Source organism: Flavobacterium potami (assembly GCF_020026915.1).
In the GTDB taxonomy this organism is placed as follows: Bacteria; Bacteroidota; Bacteroidia; order Flavobacteriales; family Flavobacteriaceae; genus Flavobacterium; species Flavobacterium potami.
In genome coordinates, this window is sequence record NZ_JAINUY010000004.1 from 444,727 (window position 1) to 465,785 (window position 21,059).

23 protein-coding genes are annotated in these 21,059 nt (G+C 32.1%); 12 read left to right on the plus strand and 11 right to left on the minus strand.

Annotation, left to right across the window (positions count from 1 at the left end; all coding sequences use genetic code 11):
• The first annotated feature begins 122 nt into the window (after positions 1-122).
• The 8 genes from K6T82_RS14240 to K6T82_RS14275 all read left to right on the plus strand — a co-directional run bounded on the left by K6T82_RS14240 (position 123) and on the right by K6T82_RS14275 (position 7,966).
• Positions 123-1,343, plus strand: coding sequence for an MFS transporter (locus K6T82_RS14240; RefSeq protein ID WP_223706823.1), 1,221 nt, complete (start codon positions 123-125; stop codon positions 1,341-1,343).
• Between the two features lie 204 nt (positions 1,344-1,547).
• On the plus strand, positions 1,548-2,189 hold the full coding sequence (locus tag K6T82_RS14245; RefSeq protein WP_223706825.1) for a carboxypeptidase-like regulatory domain-containing protein: 642 nt from the start codon (positions 1,548-1,550) through the stop codon (positions 2,187-2,189).
• A gap of 241 nt (positions 2,190-2,430) precedes the next feature.
• Positions 2,431-3,591 carry an IS3 family transposase gene (locus tag K6T82_RS14250; protein ID WP_223706827.1) on the plus strand — a complete coding sequence of 387 codons (1,161 nt, stop codon included), beginning with the start codon at positions 2,431-2,433 and terminating at the stop codon, positions 3,589-3,591.
• A 133-nt stretch (positions 3,592-3,724) separates the two neighbouring features.
• The gene (locus tag K6T82_RS14255; RefSeq protein ID WP_223706829.1) at positions 3,725-4,309 is read left to right on the plus strand and encodes an IS3 family transposase; all 585 of its coding nucleotides are present in this window, start codon (positions 3,725-3,727) and stop codon (positions 4,307-4,309) included.
• Between the two features lie 623 nt (positions 4,310-4,932).
• Positions 4,933-5,793: a hypothetical protein gene (locus K6T82_RS14260; RefSeq protein ID WP_223706831.1), complete on the plus strand. Its 861-nt coding sequence runs from the start codon at positions 4,933-4,935 to the stop codon at positions 5,791-5,793.
• 167 nt (positions 5,794-5,960) lie between these two features.
• On the plus strand, positions 5,961-7,193 hold the full coding sequence (hflX, locus tag K6T82_RS14265; RefSeq protein ID WP_223706835.1) for a GTPase HflX: 1,233 nt from the start codon (positions 5,961-5,963) through the stop codon (positions 7,191-7,193).
• Positions 7,194-7,308: 115 nt separating this feature from the next.
• Positions 7,309-7,824: an ATPase gene (locus K6T82_RS14270; protein WP_223706837.1), complete on the plus strand. Its 516-nt coding sequence runs from the start codon at positions 7,309-7,311 to the stop codon at positions 7,822-7,824.
• Entirely contained in the window at positions 7,811-7,966 is a 156-nt protein-coding gene (locus K6T82_RS14275; RefSeq protein ID WP_223706839.1) for a hypothetical protein, read from the plus strand. Before K6T82_RS14270 ends, K6T82_RS14275 begins: the two co-directional genes overlap by 14 nt.
• Positions 7,967-8,142: 176 nt before the next feature.
• Here K6T82_RS14275 and K6T82_RS14280 read toward each other — a convergent pair whose 3' ends face one another.
• The 6 genes from K6T82_RS14280 to K6T82_RS14305 all read right to left on the minus strand — a co-directional run bounded on the left by K6T82_RS14280 (position 8,143) and on the right by K6T82_RS14305 (position 12,298).
• Positions 8,143-9,093: a DUF3078 domain-containing protein gene (locus tag K6T82_RS14280; protein WP_223706841.1), complete on the minus strand. Its 951-nt coding sequence runs from the start codon at positions 9,091-9,093 to the stop codon at positions 8,143-8,145.
• Positions 9,094-9,170: 77 nt separating this feature from the next.
• Complete coding sequence (locus tag K6T82_RS14285) at positions 9,171-9,680, minus strand: DUF2480 family protein (RefSeq protein ID WP_223706844.1); 510 nt, start codon at positions 9,678-9,680, stop codon at positions 9,171-9,173.
• 81 nt (positions 9,681-9,761) lie between these two features.
• Positions 9,762-10,085 carry an SUF system Fe-S cluster assembly protein gene (locus K6T82_RS14290; RefSeq protein ID WP_012023258.1) on the minus strand — a complete coding sequence of 108 codons (324 nt, stop codon included), beginning with the start codon at positions 10,083-10,085 and terminating at the stop codon, positions 9,762-9,764.
• A 129-nt stretch (positions 10,086-10,214) separates the two neighbouring features.
• Positions 10,215-10,640, minus strand: a complete 426-nt coding sequence (locus K6T82_RS14295; protein ID WP_223706846.1) for a SufE family protein — start codon at positions 10,638-10,640, stop codon at positions 10,215-10,217.
• A gap of 2 nt (positions 10,641-10,642) precedes the next feature.
• Positions 10,643-10,996: a hypothetical protein gene (locus tag K6T82_RS14300; RefSeq protein ID WP_223706849.1), complete on the minus strand. Its 354-nt coding sequence runs from the start codon at positions 10,994-10,996 to the stop codon at positions 10,643-10,645.
• A gap of 87 nt (positions 10,997-11,083) precedes the next feature.
• The gene (locus tag K6T82_RS14305) at positions 11,084-12,298 is read right to left on the minus strand and encodes an aminotransferase class V-fold PLP-dependent enzyme (protein WP_223706851.1); all 1,215 of its coding nucleotides are present in this window, start codon (positions 12,296-12,298) and stop codon (positions 11,084-11,086) included.
• Between the two features lie 219 nt (positions 12,299-12,517).
• On the opposite strand from K6T82_RS14305, the gene K6T82_RS14310 reads away from it, so the two are divergent.
• Genes K6T82_RS14310 through K6T82_RS14325 form a run of 4 tightly spaced genes read left to right on the plus strand, consistent with a single transcriptional unit; the run spans position 12,518 to position 16,339 of the window.
• Positions 12,518-13,867, plus strand: coding sequence for a serine hydrolase domain-containing protein (locus tag K6T82_RS14310; protein ID WP_223706854.1), 1,350 nt, complete (start codon positions 12,518-12,520; stop codon positions 13,865-13,867).
• Positions 13,868-13,913: 46 nt separating this feature from the next.
• A complete protein-coding gene (locus tag K6T82_RS14315; RefSeq protein ID WP_223706857.1) occupies positions 13,914-14,714 on the plus strand; it encodes a serine/threonine-protein kinase in 801 nt (266 codons plus the stop codon).
• A complete protein-coding gene (locus tag K6T82_RS14320) occupies positions 14,715-15,875 on the plus strand; it encodes a hypothetical protein (RefSeq protein ID WP_223706859.1) in 1,161 nt (386 codons plus the stop codon). It begins immediately after the preceding gene.
• 5 nt (positions 15,876-15,880) lie between these two features.
• Positions 15,881-16,339 carry a hypothetical protein gene (locus tag K6T82_RS14325; RefSeq protein ID WP_223706861.1) on the plus strand — a complete coding sequence of 153 codons (459 nt, stop codon included), beginning with the start codon at positions 15,881-15,883 and terminating at the stop codon, positions 16,337-16,339.
• A 72-nt stretch (positions 16,340-16,411) separates the two neighbouring features.
• Here the strand turns inward: K6T82_RS14325 and sufD are convergent, their stop codons facing one another.
• The 5 genes from sufD to sufB form a co-directional block, all read right to left on the minus strand.
• Positions 16,412-17,728, minus strand: a complete 1,317-nt coding sequence (gene sufD / locus K6T82_RS14330; RefSeq protein ID WP_223706863.1) for a Fe-S cluster assembly protein SufD — start codon at positions 17,726-17,728, stop codon at positions 16,412-16,414.
• A gap of 99 nt (positions 17,729-17,827) precedes the next feature.
• Positions 17,828-18,223 (minus strand): four helix bundle protein, encoded by a 396-nt coding sequence (locus K6T82_RS14335; RefSeq protein WP_223706865.1) that lies wholly within the window; start codon positions 18,221-18,223, stop codon positions 17,828-17,830.
• Between the two features lie 80 nt (positions 18,224-18,303).
• Positions 18,304-19,050 (minus strand): Fe-S cluster assembly ATPase SufC, encoded by a 747-nt coding sequence (gene sufC, locus K6T82_RS14340; protein WP_008466070.1) that lies wholly within the window; start codon positions 19,048-19,050, stop codon positions 18,304-18,306.
• An 11-nt stretch (positions 19,051-19,061) separates the two neighbouring features.
• A complete protein-coding gene (locus tag K6T82_RS14345) occupies positions 19,062-19,550 on the minus strand; it encodes a flavodoxin family protein (RefSeq protein ID WP_223706868.1) in 489 nt (162 codons plus the stop codon).
• A 7-nt stretch (positions 19,551-19,557) separates the two neighbouring features.
• Positions 19,558-21,006, minus strand: coding sequence for a Fe-S cluster assembly protein SufB (sufB, locus tag K6T82_RS14350; RefSeq protein ID WP_223706870.1), 1,449 nt, complete (start codon positions 21,004-21,006; stop codon positions 19,558-19,560).
• Positions 21,007-21,059: the final 53 nt, after the last annotated feature.

Sequence of the window (21,059 nt, forward strand, 5' to 3'; positions counted from 1 at the left end):
AATTCAATTGAAAACCTTTGAATTTATAAACAATAACGTTGTATATTGTGTATAACCTTAGGCATTATACACTTTACTACACGTTTTTAGTATTTTTGATCAATATTCAATAAAAATTCAATATGCTGATAAATTTTAACCCGTTAGCGCTTTTTCAAACCAAAGGAAAAATCAAGAAAGTATTTAGAGAAGCAAAAGCTTCTTATTTAAACCGAATTCGATTTGCCGTTGGAATGTTTTATTTCGGAATGGGTTTAAGTTTTGCCACATGGGCCAGTAGAATTCCAGATATTAAAACCGCTTTACATTTAACGGAAGGTGATTTAGGTTCTATACTTTTCGCACTTCCCGTGGGACAATTGATTGTTATGCCGTTTTCCGGAAAAATGGTAACCAAATTCGGAAGTCATCGTATCTTGATTTTTTCTCTTATAATGTATGTTTTATGCCTGATTAATTTAGGTTTGGCCACAACATCATTACAATTGTCTCTTGGATTGTTTTTGTTCGGCGTGTTCGGAAATCTTGCCAATATCGCTGTAAATACGCAAGGGGTTTACACCGAAGTATTGTTCAAAAAAACAATCATGTCTTCTTTTCACGGAATGTGGAGTTTCGCAGGATTTACCGGTGCATTAGTCGGTTTAGGAATGCTGGCTTTAAATTTGAGTCCCCTGCATCATTTTATGATTGTGGCTGGAATTGTTCTGATTATGGTTGTGCTAAATTTCAAATTTTTGGTAAGAGCCAAAGAAAAAGCAAAAGCCAAACCAGAAGGAAAAAAATTATTTACAAAACCAGATTCAGCATTGCTTTGGCTGGGCGTTATCGGATTTTGCAGTATGGCGAGTGAAGGGGTAATGTTCGATTGGAGCGGAGTTTATTTTAAAGATATCGTAAAAGCACCTGGTCCTTTGGTAGTTTTAGGGTATACATCTTTTATGATTATGATGGCGAGTGGAAGATTTTTAGGCGACGGATTAATCAATAAATTTGGACGCGAACGCGTGATGCAGATTAGCGGCGTTATGATTTCGGCAGGACTTTTTACTGCTGTTTTTCTTCCTTATATCGTTCCGTGTACGATTGCATTTATGTTTGTAGGTTTGGGCGTTGCCACAATCGTTCCGACCGTTTATAGTATTGCAGGTAAAAATCCAACAGTGCCTGCGGGAGAAGCCTTAACGATTGTTTCCAGCGTAAGTTTCCTTGGTTTTTTAATGGGACCACCAGTTATTGGACATATCGCGCAAAGTTTCGGATTGCAGTTTTCTTTTGCCTTTATCGGAATTTTTGGTGTTTTAATTGCTTTTATGGTTTCTAAAATTAGAACATCAGCCTAATTCTAAACGAAATTAATTTCATTAAAATTTACTAAAATCACGGTTAATTTGTAAGGATTTATTTAATTTTAAATATTTTGTATATATTTGAATTTAAATGGATACCGCTTATCTATTTAAAAACTCTTTCCAAAAACCAATTTTATCTTTCGAAGTAAGGATTTTGATCCTAAAAATATTTTTAAAGTAAATTGGATTTTTTTAATGGTTAAGAAATACATAGTCTTCTTTATTGCATGCTTTTTTAATGCTATCACAGCACAACAGCAAATTACAATTACAGGAATTGCTATTGATGCCCGAACGCAAAATCCGCTGGAAAATGTAGTTGTCACCATACAAAATCCTGCAGTAACACAGCTCACATCGGAAACTGGGAAATTTGAGCTTCATATATTTCCTAAGGAAGAACAATTACTTTTATTGAGAAGCCAAGGATATAAAGATCTCCTTTTAAAAGTGCCATCTAATTTATCAGAAAACATAAATCTTGGAGTTTTACAATTAGAAGATACTTATTCAGATGAAGTTCCTGCAGCATTGATTGCGCTTTCAGACAGTGACTTTTCTGAAGATAATAGTTCGTCTGAAATGACATCGGGACTTCTGCAATCATCAAAAGATGCTTTTATGCAGGCATCTGCATTCAATTGGGGACAAGCGAGATTTCGGGTGCGCGGCTTAGACAGCGAAAACGGAACCATGATGCTCAACGGAATGACGATGAACAAAATCTACGACGGCAGACCGCAATGGAGCAATTGGGGCGGTTTAAATAATGTGCTTCGAAATCAGGAATTCTCAATAGGAACCGCCGCTTCTAATTATACTTTCGCAAGAATTTAAGAAAAAAACATTTTTTTCAATTATAAAGTATCTCAAAAGAAATCGTTCGTACGGGAGAAGTTTGAATCAATTTTACAATCTTAAATTCCTTTTTTATAAACCTGCTATCTATTGTTAGCACAAAGTTTTATGATTTTTAAAAGAATAACAGTTTTATAAAATAATCTTAAAATTAAAAAAAATGATAATAAATAAAAAGTTATTAAATTGGTTTTTAAATAGTTATGTTGATTTTTGAGCCATGAAAGGAAAACAAAGAAAATATTCTGATCTTTTTAAAGAGAATGCAGTACAATTGAGTTATAAAAAAAGTAATCTTTCAGAGTTTGCTAGAGAACTTGGGATATCTTCTTCTAAATTATCAATTTGGCGTAAAACATATAAAGAATTTGGCATCGGAGGTTTTCCGGGAAGTGGCGGTATAAAAATGAGGGTCGAAAATCGGAAAATTTTTGAACTTGAAAAGAGAGTAAAACAATCAGAACAAAATTTTGAAATTTTTGAAAAAGGAACTAAATATCTTTTAATGGTTAATCCAATGATTTACTTGTTTATTAGGGAAAATGAAAAGAAATATTCAATAAAAAGAATGTGTTGGGTTTTCGGAATACACAGGCGTGTTTATGATAACTGGAAAAATGGGATTGTTTCAGAAAGAAAAAAAGAAATAAATAAATTAAAAGAAGAAGTAGCTTCATTGTATTATTTGTTTAATAAACAATATGGGTCCAGTAAAATAACAAGAGAACTTGAGAAAAAAGGTTATAAAAAATCACGTAATCAAGTCGCATTATATATGAGAAAAATGAACTTATATAGGAAACTAAAAAGAAAGTTTAAATTAACTACTGATTCAAAGCACAATTTTTATACATGTCCTAATGTATTAAATAGGGAATTTTATAGAGATGCTCCATCTAAACTTTGGGCTTCTGATATTACATATATAAATACAAGAGTAGGATTTATCTATTTAACAATTATAATAGATGCATATGATAGAAAAATAATCGGGTGGGCTCTGAGTGATGATTTATCAACCAAAAACACAACATTACCAGCTTTTGAAATGGCTATTTCTAGACGTGAAATTTCAAATCATTTAATATTTCACTCAGATAGGGGATTGCAATATGCAAATAAAGTTTTTGCAGATAAATTGAACTCGTATCCATGTATAACACGAAGTATGAGTCGTAAAGGAGATTTTACTGATAATGCATTGGCGGAAAGTTTTTTCGGTACTTTAAAAAGAGAATTAATATATAGACAGACGAAGCTTCTGTCTAAAAAGAAAATGAAAGCAGAAATATTCGATTTTATAGAAAATTGGTATAATAGAGAAAGAATACATTCTTCTTTGAACCTAAAAACAATAGAAGAATTTAATGCTGGTAATTAAGTCCACAGATATTTGTATAAATCAAAAAGGGAATAAATATTCAAAGCAATATAAAATAGTTAAGTAAAAAATAACTTTTAACCGATAAATAAATGAATTTTTTAACGTTAAAAAATGAAATATGTTTTCCAAGATGAATAAAATATATGATCGTGATTTCAAAGTAAACGCAGTACTTTTGAGCTATAAAAAAGGAAATAAAGCTGAAGTTGGAAGAGAACTTAATATTGATTCTTCTTTACTTACTAGATGGCAACAGGATTACGAACAATATGGAACTGAAAGTTTTCCAGGAACTGGTTTTTTAAAATTAAATTCTACAGAAAAGATAGTCTTCGCGCTTGAAAAGAGAATTAAAGAGGCTGATTTGAAATTTGAAATTTTAAAAAAAGGAAACAATCTTCTCCATCAAGGTAAATTCGAAATTTTTAGATTTATACAGGCTAACGAAAAAAAATATTCGATCAGAATAATGTGTAAAGTTCTAAATGTTAGTACACGTACATACAGTACGTGGAAGAGTCAGAATTTATCAGAAACGAAGCAGAAAAAAATTTTGATAAAGAAAGAAATAATATATTTTTTTTTCAAATTCAAGCAGCGATATGGCGCACAAAGAATCGCAAAAATACTTCAAAATCGCGGACATAAAATATCAAGTACAACGGCAGGGAGATATATGAAAGAATTAGGTTTGTCTTCTAAAATTTCTAAATAAAGAAGAAATTATAAACTCATTTTGCTTTTGTAATAATTAATTGTCTTATTCTAATATTTTTAAACCTTATAAGGGAACTTTTAAAATTTCTAAAATTATACTTTTAATAATATTTAAATTGACGCTTATATTTTGTATGTCAATAACTTAATGTCAGTATTAAACTAAGTAAAGAAATGAAATCACAAGAAACAAGAAAGTTATTAGAAATGTTGATTAATACTCTTTTTGAAAACACAAAAACTGAGATAAATTCTAATAACAATTATCCTTATCCTTACAATGGTAATATAAATATTATAAATAGGAAAGATAAATTTAAATTGTTATTTGGTGTAGTTGTACTTGTAATATTGATTTGTTCCTTTATTTTACTACTATTTATTGCATAGAGAAATTTTCAAAAATGACATATATTTAGTAATGTATGCTAGAGAAGTTTAGATTTATCTTTTAATTCAGAATAAATAAATTTGGAGAAAAGTAAAGTATAGTTTTTAAAATGTAAATTAATCTGTTGGTTTTTATGATTTTATTGAAAAGTTTGTAGTTTTTGTACTTCAAATTCCCAAAATCTAATTGAATTTTGTATTTTGGTCGTCCCAAATCAATACAAATATCACATGAAAACCTACTTTCTTGCCATCTTAATGATGGTTTTTCCATGCGTAATACACAGTCAGGACGCACCAGTTCGACTTAAGCAAATCAACATTGTAAAGACCAATTACCAAAATTCTAAAGACGGCGAAATTGTAAATAAAACGCTAGTTTTTAAAGAAGGTAAAGTTCAAAGTATTACAACTTCTGATGTTGTGCAGCATTTCTTCTACAACAAAAACGGTTTGCTGGATATGACCGTAAAAGACAAAGTAGGAAGCGACTGGAAAGAGGTTGTAAATTATACTTACAATGCAGATAATAACATTACAAAATTTGTAAAAAAGTATCAGGAAGGCCCAAATTATATTACCAAAACAGTTTCATTTATGTATGAAGGTGCGCGTGTAAAAGTAACGACTAAAAAAAGCACCAATCACCAAAATTTAGTAGATGATATCGAATATTTGGTTGAAAACGGAATTATTGTAAGACGTACTTCGCGAGATAGAAACAAAGCTATTATTGGAAAATTAGAATATGTTTATGTAAATGATAATGTATCTAAACATAAAGGATTAGTTGGAGATAAAATCTCTAAATCATTTACTTATGATGATAAAAAATCGGTAGATCAATTAATTGTTCAAAGTCTTTTTGGAGATAATTATAAAGTAATTGTTCCAATGATTTCTTACCATGAAGAAGAATTTCCGTTCGAATCTATTTCATATAATAACGAAATGAATTTCAGTCCGTCTTCTACAGCATTGGTAGCGGTAAGCAGAAAATACAAATACAATAAACTGAATTTTCCAATTTCTTGTTCTCAGATTGAAGAAAATGGAATTGTAAAAACAGAAAAAACATTTATCTACGAATAAATTTTTTTAAAATAAGACCATTCAGAGGTGGAATTTTGTTGAGGTAACTTGACAGAGTTCCATTTTTTTGTGTTGGTTTAGAATGAAGTTTAGATATAAATTTAAAAACCAAATTGTGTAATTGATTGTAGCCGACAAATGATTAAATTTGCAACTTATTCAAGACTATGTTAGAAAAAGAAGTTATAAATTTTGAGAGAACAGTTATTGTTGGAATTGTTACTCAAAGTCAAAGTGAAGAAAAGCTAAATGAATATTTAGACGAATTGGAGTTTTTGACTTTTACCGCTGGTGGTGAAGTGATAAAACGCTTTTCGCAAAAAATGGAACGCCCGAATCCGAAGACTTTTGTGGGAACGGGAAAAATAGACGACATCAATCTTTTTGTAAAAGAAAACAAAATATCTACTGTAATATTTGATGATGAGTTAACACCATCTCAACAAAAAAATATTTCCAGAATTATCGATTGTAAAATTCTGGACAGAACCAATTTGATTTTGGATATTTTTGCTCAAAGAGCTGAAACTTCATATGCAAGAACGCAAGTTGAATTGGCGCAATGTCAATATTTATTGCCAAGACTTTCTGGTTTATGGACGCACCTTGAGCGTCAAAAAGGAGGTATTGGTATGCGTGGACCGGGAGAAACGGAGATTGAAACCGATAGACGTATTGTACGTGATCGGATTTCGTTACTAAAAGAGAAAATCAAAACAATCGATAAGCAAATGGGTATTCAGCGAAGCAATCGAGGTGCGATGGTTCGTGTCGCTTTGGTTGGATATACCAATGTTGGTAAATCGACTTTGATGAATGCAATTGGTAAAAGTGATGTTTTTGTTGAAAATAAACTCTTTGCAACTTTGGATACGACAGTTCGAAAAGTGGTGATTAAAAACCTTCCTTTTTTACTTTCGGATACGGTTGGATTTATTAGAAAGTTGCCAACACAATTGGTCGATTCTTTTAAAAGTACGCTAGACGAGGTTCGTGAGGCCGATTTGCTTTTGCACGTTGTTGATATTTCGCATCCTGATTTTGAAGATCATATTGAATCGGTAAACAAGATTTTGCAGGAAATAAAAAGTAACGATAAACCCACTATTATGGTTTTCAATAAAATCGATACTTACAAACACCTGACTATCGATGAAGATGATTTAATTACGGAAAGAACACGTAAACATTATACGCTTGACGAGTGGAAACAGACTTGGATGAGTAATGTTGGAGAAGATAAAGCGTTGTTTATTTCTGCCAGAAACAAAGAAAATTTTGAAGAATTTAGAGAGAGAGTTTATGAAGCGGTTCGTCAGATTCACATAACTCGATTCCCATACAACAATTTCTTGTATCCGGATTATAAGGATGCAGTTGAAAAAGATGAAGAAGAATAAAATAAAAACGGCTTTTGAATTATCAAAAGCCGTTTTTATTTTAAATATTTTAGAAGCTTTTATTTTATATCTTTGATGTAATGGTGCTGGTAAAACAACTGCTTCATTCACGATATTGCCCCAAATTTTAGATTGTAAGGAATTTGTAAATGCTGATGAAATTGCAAAAGGTTTATCTCCGTTTCAACCCGAAAAAGTTGCTTTTGAAGCAGGTAGAATTATGCTTCGCCGTATTGATGAATTGTTGTTAAACGATGAGGTATTTGCTTTTGAAACTACTCTTGCTACTAAAAGTTATAAATCTAAAGTTAAAATAGCACAAGAAAAAAAATATAAAGTTGTACTTCTTTTTTTTTGGTTGCAAGATGTTGATCTAGCAATAGAAAGAGTGAAAACTAGGATTAAAGAAGGTGGTCATAATATTGAAATAGATGTTATTAGACGTAGATATGTTAATGGGATAAAAAACTTATTTGATATATATTTGCCAATTGTAGATGAGGTAATGATTTTTGATAATTCATTTGGTAAACCTGAGTTGCTTGCGCAGAAAATGTTTGATACGGAAATAGATATAATCAACGAATTGAAATATAATAGATTTAAAAATAATTATAATGAAAACATATAAAAGATCAGAAACACAAACTAAAATTTTGGAGGCAATGGATCTAGTTTATGAAAGGTTAATTGAATTCAAAAAGAAATCGAACAGCGAATTAGTTATTATGAAAGATGATAAAATTGTTCGCATAAAAGCTAAGTCATTATAAAACAATAAACCCTCTAAATTTTTATTAGAGGGTTTGTTTTTTAAAAGAAGCCAATTGTTTGTATCTAGCCCCGATGGAGGCGGTATCCTTGCTGGCCCGATGTCGGGCAACAGCGAGATATAGCCGAGAGCGGGAAACCATGTTTGCTAAAATGCCTTTTGCATTGCTTCTGATTATTAGAATCCGAAGTTTACTCCCAAACCAAATACTTCACGGGTTTGAAGACCTTTGAAAGCGTTATCATCATAAATAGCCTGGAAAGCTAAGTTTGCAGATAGAAATTTGTTAATCTTCATGACAATATTCAAAGAGTAATTGATGTCTACGTTTTGTGGATCTTCTAAATAATTGGAATAAAGATTTAAGGCGTTTTCTGCTGTTACGTTGGTCATAATGGCTAATTTGTAATATACAGAAGCGTAGAAACCGAGTTCGTAACGCATCGATTTATTGGCATCTACACCAAAATATGCGCCGTCAACGTAAGGCAATCCGGTGTTTTGATCTATACCCGTAGTATATGCGTTGTCAACAAAAGTGAATTTTGAAGTTAGTGGTGCAAAGTTTATTTTAAGATTTTCATCTTTAGACCAATAAATACCAGGACCTGTTGTTAAATATCCTGGAGACATAAATTTGGTGTTTTCTGTTCTAATTTCTTTTCCGTTTGCATCTTGGCCGTAAATGTAACCTGTTGTAAACTGCGTTCTAAAATTCAGAAAGAAAGAGTAGTACCATTCTCCAAATGCTCGTTTACCAAGTATCGAGTTGAATTCTAAACGGTCGTCGGTTTTTTTGCTGAAATCGGTGTTTTTAGTTTGCAGTAAACCATAAGACGCCAGAACTTTATTGTCCCAAGTTACGTCATCTTTTTTGTAATTGAAATCGTAGTTGATTCCGAGTGTTCCTGAGAAACTGTCTTCTCCACCTGCAATCCAGTTGTTAAAACTCGATTGATTTAATAAAAGCGATACGGTTCCTTTTGCTTTCCAACCTTCTTTTTCAATGGTGTCATTGATTTTTTTTACGGCTTTTTCGGTATTTTGGGCTAGCTCTTTTTCAGTATTTTGGGCTTGAACGAAAGTAAGATTTGCTAAAACGAAGAGTAATAAGAGGATCTTTCTCATGGTGTTTAGTTTAAGTGTGTTATCAAATATACTAAAACCAACGGAAAACCAAGGGATAAATTGTCTGTAATTGCAGGTTATTTCTTAGATTCTTTGTACAAAGGAACAGCAGAACATGCCTCCCCATACATGATACTTCTCGCAAACGGCTGTAAGTAGTTTGTTGCCAAAATGTAAGCACGCATTGGAACTGGTTTTCTAGAACAACCTTTCACAATCACAGGTTTACCTTGATAAGCAGTATAATCGATTTTACTCAAAATTTCTTCGTAAAGGCTTGCGTCTAAATCTTCAATACTTCCGTTGACTACTTTTTTTGCAAAAGGAGCCAAATGAACGCTAACTAAGATTAAAGCCCAAGCAGGAATAATGGCATCGGTACTGCAATGTACAGCCACATACTGATCTTGATATTGTGACCAATCGTGATTTTTAAGATGCTCTCTAAAGTCCTTTTCTTTCAATAAAAATCCTTCCAAAAGCCATTGCGAAATGTCAATTTGCACACGCATTCCTTTTGGATAATAATCCTCAAGATCAAAAACTTCTAAAGCACTATTGGCAACTTTATTGATGATTTCTTCCATAATGAAAATGGTTTCAAGTTTGAGGTTTCACGTTTCAAGTTGTCTAACCTGAAACGTGAAACTTTAAACCTGAAATAAATATTAAAGCATTCCTAATTCTAATTTCGCTTCTTCGCTCATTAAATCTTTGCTCCAAGGTGGATCAAAAGTAATTTCAACGTCAACATCTTTGATGTTTTCAATTGTTTTTACTTTTTCTTCTACTTCTCTTGGCAAACTTTCAGCAACTGGGCAGTTTGGAGAGGTAAGGGTCATTAAGATTTTTACCTCGTAATCTGTGTTTACCATTACGTCGTAAATTAATCCTAATTCGTAAATATCTACAGGAATCTCAGGATCGTAAATGCCTTTTAAAACTCTTACGATTGATTCTCCTAATTCGTTTGTATCAATTTCTTGTTCCATTTTTGTATTTAGTTTTTTACCATTAAGAGATTAAGAAAATAAAGTTTTACTCTTACTAAACTTAATTCTCTTAAGAAAAATTAAGCGCAAAGCTTTATGCATCTTAATGCCTTAATGGTTTATTTTTTTTTAATTTTTGTTTTTAGCATCAAAAGCCAAAGCGTACATTTTTATGTTTTTGATCATCGAAACCAAACCGTTGGCACGTGTTGCAGATAAATGTTCTTTTAATCCGATTTCGTCAATAAAATCTGTGTCAGCTTCCAGAATATCTTTTGCTTTTTGATTCGAGAAAGCACGAATTAAAATCGCAATAATTCCTTTTGTCAAAATAGCATCACTATCTGCCGTGAAAACAATTTTATCATCATTTTGTTCACCTTGCAGCCAAACTTTTGACTGACAACCTTTGATTAAATTCTCGTCGGTTTTGTATTCTTCTTTGATTAACGGAAGACTTTTTCCTAGTTCGATGATGTATTCATAACGTTGCATCCAATCATCAAACATTGAAAATTCGTCTATTATTTCGTCTTGTATTTCTTTTATCGTCATAATTATTCTTTAGAAAAATCAACTAATAAATTTACTAGTTCTTCGATTTCTTTTGGTGGAAAACCATTGTCGAAACCAGGAGTTTCATATGTTTTTCCGTCTTTTACTATTTTTAAATTTCCTATTGCAGCGCCATCATAAGTTCGTTTATTGGTCGGCGCCTTTAATGTAGAAAGACCTTCCAAATTCACTTTTGAAAATGCGGAAACAATTTTATTCCATCTCGCATCATCGATATTGTTTTTAACCGCCTCAGCGTTACGTTCTTTAGTAACAGAAACCGTTTTATCTTGTACTGTTATTACTTTATAATAACCTCTAGAAAGTGCAGAATATTCAATTTGTGTAGATTTCATATCGGTCTTTTTTTGACTGCAACATCCAGTTGCAATAAAAAGAGTTAAAAGCAATAATGATAATATTCTCATACTTTCGTTTTTTTTTTAGCTTAACATGGTTTGCGCTTTTTTCACAGCATCTACCATTGCATCAATTTCTTCTTTTGTGTTGTAAAAAGAAAAAGAAGCACGAATTGTTCCCGGAATACAGAAGAAATTCATGATGGGTTGCGCGCAATGATGTCCAGTTCTAACCGCGATTCCTAATTTATCAATAATAGAACCAACATCATACGGGTGGATTCCATCAATATTAAACGAAACTACAGAAGCTTTATTTTTTCCGGTTCCGTAGATTCTAATGCCTTCAATTTCAGATAAACGTTTTGTAGCATGTTCTAAAAGTTCGTGCTCGTATGACTGAATATTATCAAAACCAATTTCGTTTAAATAATCAATTGCAGTTCCTAATACGATTCCACCCGCAATATTTGGAGTTCCAGCTTCGAATTTATGCGGAAGATCAGCGTAAGTGGTTTTCTCAAAAGTAACTTCTTTGATCATTTCGCCGCCACCTTGGTAAGGAGGAAGTTTGTTTAACCAATCTTCTTTTCCGTAAAGAATTCCAGTTCCAGTTGGACCGCACATTTTATGACCAGAAAAAGCATAAAAATCGCAATCTAATTCCTGAACATCTGGTTTTAAATGCGGAACAGCCTGCGCACCGTCAATCAAAACTGCAGAACCGACAGCATGCGCTTTGTCAATGATATATTTGATTGGGTTAATGATTCCCAATGCATTTGAAATATGGTTTACCGTAACGATTTTTGTTTTGTCTGAAAGCAATTTGTCAAATTCTTCCATGATCAATTCTCCATTGTCATTGATTGGAATAACTTTTAAAATCGCTCCAGTTTTTTCGCATAACATCTGCCAAGGCACAATGTTACTGTGGTGTTCCAAAGAAGAAACAACGACTTCATCACCAGGTTTTAAGATAGAAGCAAAACCGTTTGCAACTAAGTTAATTCCGTGTGTAGTTCCTGATGTAAAAAGCACTTCGTGAGTATGTTTTGCGTTGATGTGCTCTTTTACCTTTCCACGCGCAACCTCGTAAGCGTCAGTTGCTAATTGGCTTAAAGTGTGAACGCCACGGTGAATATTGGCGTTGATTTCTTGATAATATTTTACTTCAGCATCAATTACAACTTGTGGTTTTTGCGAAGTAGCTCCGTTGTCGAAATATACTAATGGCTTTCCGTTTACAGTTTGAGAAAGTATCGGGAAATCAGCTCTTATTTTTTGAATATCTAGCATGTCTTATTTAGAAAAAATCTATTTACAAAAGTACTAAAACTAAATTTGTTTATACAGAAATTCTATAATTTCCTTTTATGGCGCCATTGATTGAGGGCGTAAATGCTGATTCTGTAAAAATCAATTCGGTTTTCTGAATTATCTGAAACAGTTTTCTAATTTGATGCTTAAAATCGTGAACATAAATTATTTATATTGCAGTAAAAATATCTAATCATTATGAAAAAAATTCTCAAAGTATTCCTTCTTGTTTTGGTTCTTGCTTTTTTGTACTTCGGTTTTACGACGTATCCGAAGCTCGATTTGATTTCTGGTTTTTCGGCAAAAAGTGTCGCTTCGGGACATTTTATAGATAATCGTTCGTTAGATTTAATTCAGAAAACAGACAATGATATCAATTTGGTTGATTTGGCCAAAAACTCAATTGATGATGCTGGGAAGTTTGCGATTTCATCTGTTTATGGATTGAAAGAAAGAAAAGCCATTTATCGTGAAGGTCTCGGAGCCACTTTGATTAATGATGATTTTGATATTACAAAACCATATTTGCTTCCAAAAAGAACGAAATTAGAAAATAATCTTTCTTTTCCGTACGGAAATAATGAGCCAAAAGATACTTCATTTTCAAATGTTGATTATTCAAAATTGAAAAAAGCAGTTGATAATGCTTTTGACAAAACAGGTGCAAGAATTAAAAGAACTCGCGCAGTTGTAGTTTTGTATAAAGATCATTTGATTGCCGAAGAATACGATACGGGATTCAATAAAGACAGTAAAATTTTAGGTTGGTCAATGACGAAAAGTATCACAAGTTCAGCTTTTGGAGTTTTGGCAAAACAAGAAAAAATTGATATTTATAAACCTGCTCCGGTTGCAGAATGGAAAAATGATGAACGCAAAAATATTACGCTAAACGATTTGCTTCACATGAATTCTGGTTTAGAATGGGAAGAGAATTACAGCACGATCTGCGATGCTACAAAAATGCTTTTTCAGGCCGAGGATATGGGAAAAGTACAATTGGATAAACCAGCACAATTCAAGCCCAACACACATTGGAATTATTCGTCTGGAACTACCAATTTATTGTCTCTTATTTTAAGAAGACAATTTAAAACACAGCAAGAATATCTTGATTTTTGGTACAGCGCCGTAATCGACAAAATTGGAATGAATTCGATGATCGTCGAACAAGACATGAGCGGGACTTTCGTTGGTTCATCATATGGATGGGCAACGCCACGCGACTGGTCAAAATTTGGATTATTATATCTGCACAAAGGAAACTGGAACGGCGAACAAATCCTTGACGAAAGTTGGGTAAAATATACTGCAACTCCGACAAATACTTCTGAAGGAAAATATGGCGCTCAGTTTTGGTTAAACGCAGGCGGAAAATTCCCAGATGTTCCTCGTGATATGTTTTATTGCAGTGGTTACCAAGGTCAAATGGTAGCGATTATTCCATCAAAAGATATGGTGATTGTGAGAATGGGAGTGAGAGAAGAAGAACCTGGATTTGATTTTAATGGGTTTTTGAAGGAGGTTATTGATAGTGTGAAGAAGTAATAATTTGGCTTATTTTTCTTATATTCGTTATTAAATTTAATGAAATATGATTACTGAATGTACATCAATTAAAGAATTTGCACAAGGAGGTCAAAAAAAGGTTTTTTTAGCTGAGCATCCTAAATTTGGTAAAGTTGTTATAAAAAAAGGATTAATAAAAAGTTTTACATCCTTAGAACGGATTAAACGGGAGGTAAAATTATTAGATGAATTAGATTCGGAATATTATCCTAAACAATATCATTTTAATATAGATTTTAAAACAAACGAATTTGAAATTGTAGAAGAGTATATTGAAGGATCAACGCTTAGAGATAATTTGCATATTTTTTATAACAATCCTTCTGAAATTTTTTCCTTATTGGATTTGTTGATTGATGGATTGTCATTAATTTGGGATAAAAATGTTGTTCATAGAGATTTGAAGCCTGAGAATATTATTTTAAGGCCAAATATGAAGCCTTGTATAATTGATTTAGGGATAGCCCGATTTTTAGATTTAGAGTCATTGACGAAGACAATCTCGCCAGTTGGTCCATGTACGCCAATTTATGCATCATCAGAACAATTGACAAATAACAAAAATTCTATTGATCTAAGAACTGATTTTTTTGCTTTAGTTGTAATAGCATTGGAGTTGTATCTTGGACAGCATCCATTTAATGAATCTGGAAGTAAATATTCAATAATGGAAAACATTTTGAGAAATAATTATATTGTTGAAAATGAAAATGTAAACCAAAATAAACAGATGTCAGAATTAGCTTTAAAAGTATTACATACTCAACCTTATATGAGATTTAGAAATTATTCGCTATTTAAAGAATTTTTAAAAACATATTTATAGATGAAAATTTATCACCAAACTGGATTTAGATATAATTGGAATATAGAAAGTTTTGAAAAAGGTGTTGGAGATGGTTTGATTTTTTCTCCAATAAATATTGATTCAGATAAACTTATTTCTTTTAAAGAAAAAATGAAGCAAGTAAGTTTTTTAGATCCTCAACTTTATTTATTAAATGAAGCAAAGGGGAGTCTAGATACTTATCCATATTTTCCAGGAAATTTAAAACCAGATTTTAGCACGCCAGATTTGGATAATTCTCAAGATGAATTAGCAAAGTTATGCGTTGATTATCAAATAGAAAATGATTTTGAATATTTAGTAATCCCTACAAGGTATCACGCTGATAATCCAACAAATTATTTTCTAGATTCTACGGATTTTTTTGTAGACCCATTTTGTGAATATTTAAAAGAGATTAAAAATTCTAAAAAAGTCTTGCTGTCAGCAATTATTAAAACAGTTATGTTGACAGATGATGAAAAGAAAAATGAAGTTTTAAATTGGATTACTGGTCATCAAAATATAGATGGAGTATATATAATATTTGAGAACAATTTTACTTCAAAACAAATTAAAGATTTTGATTATTTACTAAATGTTTTAAGATTTATTAAAATTTTAAAAATGAATCAGCTAGAGGTTCATATTGGTTATTGTAATACTGAAGCGTTATTGTATTCAATTGCAATGCCTGACTCGGTAACTATAGGTTCATATGAAAATCTACGTTCTTTTGGGATAAAAAGATTTCAAGATTTAGAAAATGCACCAATGAGAGGTCCTAATGCTAGATTGTATAGTAGTTTTCTCCTTCAATGGGTTGATTATGTGTATATACAGGCAATGGAAAAACTTATAACGAACTATGAAGATTTTTTTGATGATTCAGAATTTAAACCTTTAATGTTTAAACCTGATTTCAAATGGCACTTTGCAAAAGCGGAGCCATACAAACATTATTTTTTTGTTTTCGATAAACAAATTAAACAGTTGCCTGAATTACAGTCGGATAGGATTTTTTATGTAAAACAAACCATTAAAGAAGCATTAAATTTGTTTAAAATCATTGAAAACAATGTACTTTTGGACAATGATAGCGATGGGTCACACTTGTCGACTTGGTTTAATGTTATAAATGCTTTTGAAAAAGAAATTTAACTCTTATGTTTAATAGTGAGCAAGAAATGTCTGTTGTTTTTGAGAAATTTTTGAAAGAAAATTTCGGGAATAGTTATATGAAAGAATGTAAGGGATTATTCGGAATCCCTGATTTTGTATACTATGATAAAAATGATGATAAAATCGAATTAATAGCTTTTGAGTTAAAATTAAAAGATTGGAAACAGGCGATGAAACAAGCGTTTAGGTATAAAAGTTTTTCGAATATATCTTATGTGGTTATTCCTTCTGTAGGAGTTAATGTGGCATTAAAAAATATTGAATTATTTAAAAAATATAATATAGGTTTAGCGGGTTTTAATTCTTTAAGAGAGTTTGAAATTTTATTTAAGCCTAAAAGTGAGTTGCCTTATTCAGATAATCTCAAAGATAAAATGCTTCAATCTTTTAAATATTCGAGAAAAAGATCAAAAGGTACAAAAATTTTAGTGTCTCAAGAATGAGATAATTAGTTTTCATAAAAAAACCGATAAGCTTTAAAACTTATCGGTTTTTTTATTTTTAAATAGAATTTATTACAAATCAAATCCTAAATTCACGCCTAATTTGTTGGCAATAATTTTAGTAATTCTTTGTTTTAATTCTGGTATTTTAATGCTTTCGATTACGGCATTTGAGAATGCGTACATCAATAAAGCTTTAGCTTCTTTTTTCGGGATTCCGCGAGATTGCATGTAGAACATAGCTGTTTCATCAAGCTGTCCAACAGTACATCCGTGAGAACATTTTACGTCATCTGCAAAAATTTCCAATTGTGGTTTTGCGTTGATTGTAGCTTTGTCGCTCAATAAAATGTTGTTGCTTTTTTGGAAAGCATTTGTTTTCTGAGCTTCTTTTTCTACCAAAACTTTTCCGTTGAAAACTCCTGTCGAACGATCAGAGAAAATTCCTTTATAATCCTGGAAACTTTCGCAGTTTGGCTGTGCGTGATTTACCAAAGTATAATGGTCAACGTGTTGTTTGTCATTCAAGATAGAAATACCGTTAAGCGTACTAGTCAATCTTTCTCCGAAATGGTAAAAGTTTAAGTTGTTACGAGTTAAATTTCCTCCAAATGAGAAAGTATGAACAGAAGCGTGGCTTTCTTGCTGCTGAGAAACGTAAGTGTTGTCAATTAAGTTTGCCTCGCTGTTGTCGTTTTGAATTTTGTAATAGTCAACAATGGCGCGTTTTTGAGCGAAAATCTCAGTAACAGAATTTGTTAAAACCGGATTTTCATTCAAACTTTGGTGACGCTCGATAATTTGAACATGTGAATTTTCACCCACAATTACCAAATTTCTTGGCTGAACCATTAATGCAGCTTCATTTCCAGTTGAGAAATACATAATTTCAATAGGTTTGTCAGCTACTTTTTTCTTTGGAATATTGATAAAAGCACCTTCAATCGCAAATGCAGTATTCAATGAAGTCAAGCTGTCATCTTTACTAGCAATTTGATTAAAGTAAGTATCAATAACCATTTTATATTTTGGTTTGGTCAATGCAGAAGACATCAAACAAACATCGATTCCGTCGTGAGTTGTAGAAGACAAATGCGAACTGAAAACACCATCAATAAAAACTAATTTATAAGTGTCAATTTCGTGCAAAAAGTATTTTTTTACCTGATTGAATTCGATTGCATTTTCCTGCTTTGGAAAAACCGTAAAGTCATTTTTTAAGATGGCATTTAGGGATGTGTATTTCCAAGCTTCTTCCTTTTTGGTTGGGAAACCTTTATTTTCGAAGTTTTTTATAGCATTTGTACGGATGTCATGCAAATCTGAATGCACATCAACACGCTCTTCAAAAGCCATAAAAGACGATACTAATTTTTCTTTTAAATCCATTTCTGTTGTTTGTTTCCTTCGGAGTTTCAGGTTTCAAGTTTCACGTTTGCTCGTTGGAACTTGATTTCCTTTGGATCCTTTTGTTTCAGGTTGAATGTTTCATGTTTTTTGAAACTTATTTCCTTTGAAATCTTTTTTATTTAGATAAGTGATAAAGTTTTTTATTTTACCGCTTAAATTTTCATAATCTTTTTTTAAAGCTTCGAATTTTTCTTCTGAAATATATTCAAAATCAAAGACTCGATATAATTGAGATCTTGTCTCTCCAGCCGAACCTTTTGCAATTGATAAAAATTGTCGAAATTCTAAATTTCCATCTCTTTCAAAACCTTCCGCAATGTTATCCATTACTGAACCCGAAGAACTTTTTATTTGATTTTTAAATCTGAGATCGGATCTTAACTCTGTTTTAACTGAAATTAAATGTATTTCTTTTGCTAATCGTCTTGCCTCTTTCCAGATTTCTAAATCTTCAAACCTCGTAATTGTTGCCATTTCTTATTTTATAATTTTAAGTTTAAACTTACAAAATGTAATTCAACTTGAAACTAAAAAAACATGAAACATGAAACAAATTAATTCTCTGCTTTAATCCAGTCGTATCCTTTTTCTTCTAATTCGTAAGCCAACTCTTTTCCGCCAGATTTTACGATTCTACCGTTGTAAAGAACGTGAACGAAATCTGGAACGATATAATCTAACAAACGTTGGTAGTGTGTAATAACGATAATTGCGTTTTTGTCGCTTTTTAATTTGTTTACACCATTAGCCACAATTCTTAAAGCATCAATGTCAAGACCAGAATCGGTTTCGTCAAGAATAGCTAATTTTGGCTCTAACATTGCCATTTGGAAAATCTCGTTTCTTTTTTTCTCTCCTCCAGAAAAACCTTCATTTAAAGAACGAGATAAAAATTTACGGTCGATTTCTAACAATTCAGATTTCTCACGAATCACTTTCAGCATTTCGTTTGCAGGCATTTCTTCCTGTCCGTTTGCTTTACGAGTTTCGTTGATCGCAGTTTTCATAAAGTTAGTTACACTAACTCCAGGAATTTCTACCGGATATTGAAAAGAAAGGAAAACACCTTTGTGCGCTCTTTCTTCAGGAGCTAAATCAGCAAGATCTTCTCCGTCAAGAATTACCTCTCCGTCTGTAACTTCATAATTTTCATTTCCTGCAATAACAGCAGAAAGTGTACTTTTTCCAGAACCGTTTGGTCCCATTATCGCGTGAACTTCTCCAGCTTTAACTTCTATATTAATTCCCTTAAGGATTTCTTTATCACCAATCGCGGCGTGAAGGTTTTTTATTGATAACATTGTTCTTTATTTTATATAAATGTCAATTCTATTTTTGTTTGTTGGTTTAAGATGTTCGCATTGTAATGCGCGTGTCCTAAATATTCCATGCCTAAATAATCGGCTGATTTTTGAAACGGAATGTAAAAACTCTCTTCGATTTCATTATCGTGTGAATTTGTAATTACTCCGATTTTCTTTCCTCTTAGTTTTCTTCCGGTTTCTTTTTCAATTCGGATCAAATCTGAAATCCTATCAAAAAAGACCTTCATAATTCCGCTCATATTATACCAATAAACGGGCGTTGCAAAAATTAAAGTGTCGTACTTTTCGATAATTCCTCTTATCAGAGGCAAAAAATCATCGCCTATATTTTTGCTTTCGTAATCATAATAGGAAATAGTATAATCACTTAAATTAATTACATCTATGTTGTGTTCTTTCGAAATTTCATCCACAATTTTTGTTGTGTTTCCGTTTTTTCTGGAAGAACCTAAAATGATGACTTTTTTATTTTCCATCTTTAAATTATCCTACAGAACCTTCTAAAGAAATCTCCAATAATTTTTGAGCTTCAACAGCAAATTCCATTGGAAGTTTGTTCAATACATCTTTACTGAAACCGTTTACAATTAATGCAATCGCTTTTTCAGTAGGAATACCTCTTTGGTTACAGTAGAAAACCTGATCTTCTCCAATTTTACTTGTAGTTGCTTCATGCTCGATTTTTGCTGATGGATTTTTACTTTCGATGTATGGGAAAGTATGCGCACCACAATTGTTACCCATTAATAAAGAGTCGCATTGAGAAAAGTTTCTTGCATTCTCCGCTCTTGGCGAAATCTGCACTAAACCACGGTAGCTATTTTGTGATTTTCCAGCCGAAATACCTTTAGAAATAATAGTCGATTTAGTGTTTTTACCTAAATGGATCATTTTTGTTCCAGTATCAGCTTGTTGGAAATTATTTGTAACAGCAATAGAATAAAATTCTCCTACTGAATTATCTCCTTTTAATACACAAGAAGGATATTTCCAAGTTACAGCAGAACCTGTTTCAACTTGTGTCCAAGAAATTTTAGCGTTTGTTTCGCATAAACCTCTTTTGGTTACGAAGTTGTAAACTCCACCTTTTCCTTCTTTGTTTCCTGGGAACCAGTTTTGAACTGTAGAATATTTAATTTCAGCATCATCCAAAGCGATTAATTCAACTACAGCAGCGTGTAATTGATTTTCGTCACGGCTTGGAGCTGTACATCCTTCAAGGTAAGAAACGTAACTTCCTTCATCAGCAATAACTAAAGTTCTTTCGAATTGTCCAGTTCCTGCCTGGTTGATTCTGAAATAAGTCGAAAGTTCCATCGGGCATTTTACGCCTTTTGGAATATAACAGAAACTTCCATCAGAGAAAACAGCTGAGTTTAGCGCCGCATAGAAGTTATCTTTCTGAGGAACAACAGTACCTAAATATTTTTTTACTAATTCTGGATGTTCTTTAATAGCTTCAGAAATCGGACAGAAAATAATTCCTTTTTCTGCCAAAGTTTTCTTGAAAGTTGTAGCAACAGAAACAGAATCGACAACGATATCCATAGCGATATTGTTCATTTTTTTCTGTTCGTCTACAGAGATTCCTAACTTTTTGTACATCTCTAATAATTCAGGATCTACATCGTCTAAAGTTTTATTAGGATCTACTGCTTTTGGAGCTGAATAGTAAGAAATAGCTTGAAAATCTGGCTTTTCGTAATTTACGTTTGCCCATTCTGGCTCGATCATTTCTTTCCAAGCACGAAAAGCCTCGATGCGCCATTCGGTCATCCATTCAGGTTCTTCCTTTTTAAGAGAAATAGCTCTTACAATCTCCTCGTTTAAGCCAATAGGAAAAGTCTCAGATTCTATATTGGTATAAAATCCGTACTCATATTCTTTAGTTTCCAGTTCGATTTTTAAATCGTCTTCGGTGTATTTGCTCATTATATTTTTTAATGTGTCTTAAAGTTTTAAAGTCTAAAGTCTGAAAGTCAATC

What these genes read in the sequence shown, in the direction of transcription:
- K6T82_RS14240 (WP_223706823.1), top strand. Translation starts at nt 123, where the DNA reads ATGCTGATAAATTTTAACCCGTTAGCGCTTTTTCAAACCAAAGGAAAA.
- K6T82_RS14245 (WP_223706825.1), top strand. Translation starts at nt 1,548, where the DNA reads ATGGTTAAGAAATACATAGTCTTCTTTATTGCATGCTTTTTTAATGCT.
- K6T82_RS14250 (WP_223706827.1), top strand. Translation starts at nt 2,431, where the DNA reads ATGAAAGGAAAACAAAGAAAATATTCTGATCTTTTTAAAGAGAATGCA.
- K6T82_RS14255 (WP_223706829.1), top strand. Translation starts at nt 3,725, where the DNA reads ATGAATAAAATATATGATCGTGATTTCAAAGTAAACGCAGTACTTTTG.
- K6T82_RS14260 (WP_223706831.1), top strand. Translation starts at nt 4,933, where the DNA reads ATGAAAACCTACTTTCTTGCCATCTTAATGATGGTTTTTCCATGCGTA.
- hflX (WP_223706835.1), top strand. Translation starts at nt 5,961, where the DNA reads ATGTTAGAAAAAGAAGTTATAAATTTTGAGAGAACAGTTATTGTTGGA.
- K6T82_RS14275 (WP_223706839.1), top strand. Translation starts at nt 7,811, where the DNA reads ATGAAAACATATAAAAGATCAGAAACACAAACTAAAATTTTGGAGGCA.
- K6T82_RS14280 (WP_223706841.1), bottom strand. Translation starts at nt 9,093, where the DNA reads ATGAGAAAGATCCTCTTATTACTCTTCGTTTTAGCAAATCTTACTTTC.
- K6T82_RS14285 (WP_223706844.1), bottom strand. Translation starts at nt 9,680, where the DNA reads ATGGAAGAAATCATCAATAAAGTTGCCAATAGTGCTTTAGAAGTTTTT.
- K6T82_RS14290 (WP_012023258.1), bottom strand. Translation starts at nt 10,085, where the DNA reads ATGGAACAAGAAATTGATACAAACGAATTAGGAGAATCAATCGTAAGA.
- K6T82_RS14295 (WP_223706846.1), bottom strand. Translation starts at nt 10,640, where the DNA reads ATGACGATAAAAGAAATACAAGACGAAATAATAGACGAATTTTCAATG.
- K6T82_RS14300 (WP_223706849.1), bottom strand. Translation starts at nt 10,996, where the DNA reads ATGAAATCTACACAAATTGAATATTCTGCACTTTCTAGAGGTTATTAT.
- K6T82_RS14305 (WP_223706851.1), bottom strand. Translation starts at nt 12,298, where the DNA reads ATGCTAGATATTCAAAAAATAAGAGCTGATTTCCCGATACTTTCTCAA.
- K6T82_RS14310 (WP_223706854.1), top strand. Translation starts at nt 12,518, where the DNA reads ATGAAAAAAATTCTCAAAGTATTCCTTCTTGTTTTGGTTCTTGCTTTT.
- K6T82_RS14315 (WP_223706857.1), top strand. Translation starts at nt 13,914, where the DNA reads ATGATTACTGAATGTACATCAATTAAAGAATTTGCACAAGGAGGTCAA.
- K6T82_RS14320 (WP_223706859.1), top strand. Translation starts at nt 14,715, where the DNA reads ATGAAAATTTATCACCAAACTGGATTTAGATATAATTGGAATATAGAA.
- K6T82_RS14325 (WP_223706861.1), top strand. Translation starts at nt 15,881, where the DNA reads ATGTTTAATAGTGAGCAAGAAATGTCTGTTGTTTTTGAGAAATTTTTG.
- sufD (WP_223706863.1), bottom strand. Translation starts at nt 17,728, where the DNA reads ATGGATTTAAAAGAAAAATTAGTATCGTCTTTTATGGCTTTTGAAGAG.
- K6T82_RS14335 (WP_223706865.1), bottom strand. Translation starts at nt 18,223, where the DNA reads ATGGCAACAATTACGAGGTTTGAAGATTTAGAAATCTGGAAAGAGGCA.
- sufC (WP_008466070.1), bottom strand. Translation starts at nt 19,050, where the DNA reads ATGTTATCAATAAAAAACCTTCACGCCGCGATTGGTGATAAAGAAATC.
- K6T82_RS14345 (WP_223706868.1), bottom strand. Translation starts at nt 19,550, where the DNA reads ATGGAAAATAAAAAAGTCATCATTTTAGGTTCTTCCAGAAAAAACGGA.
- sufB (WP_223706870.1), bottom strand. Translation starts at nt 21,006, where the DNA reads ATGAGCAAATACACCGAAGACGATTTAAAAATCGAACTGGAAACTAAA.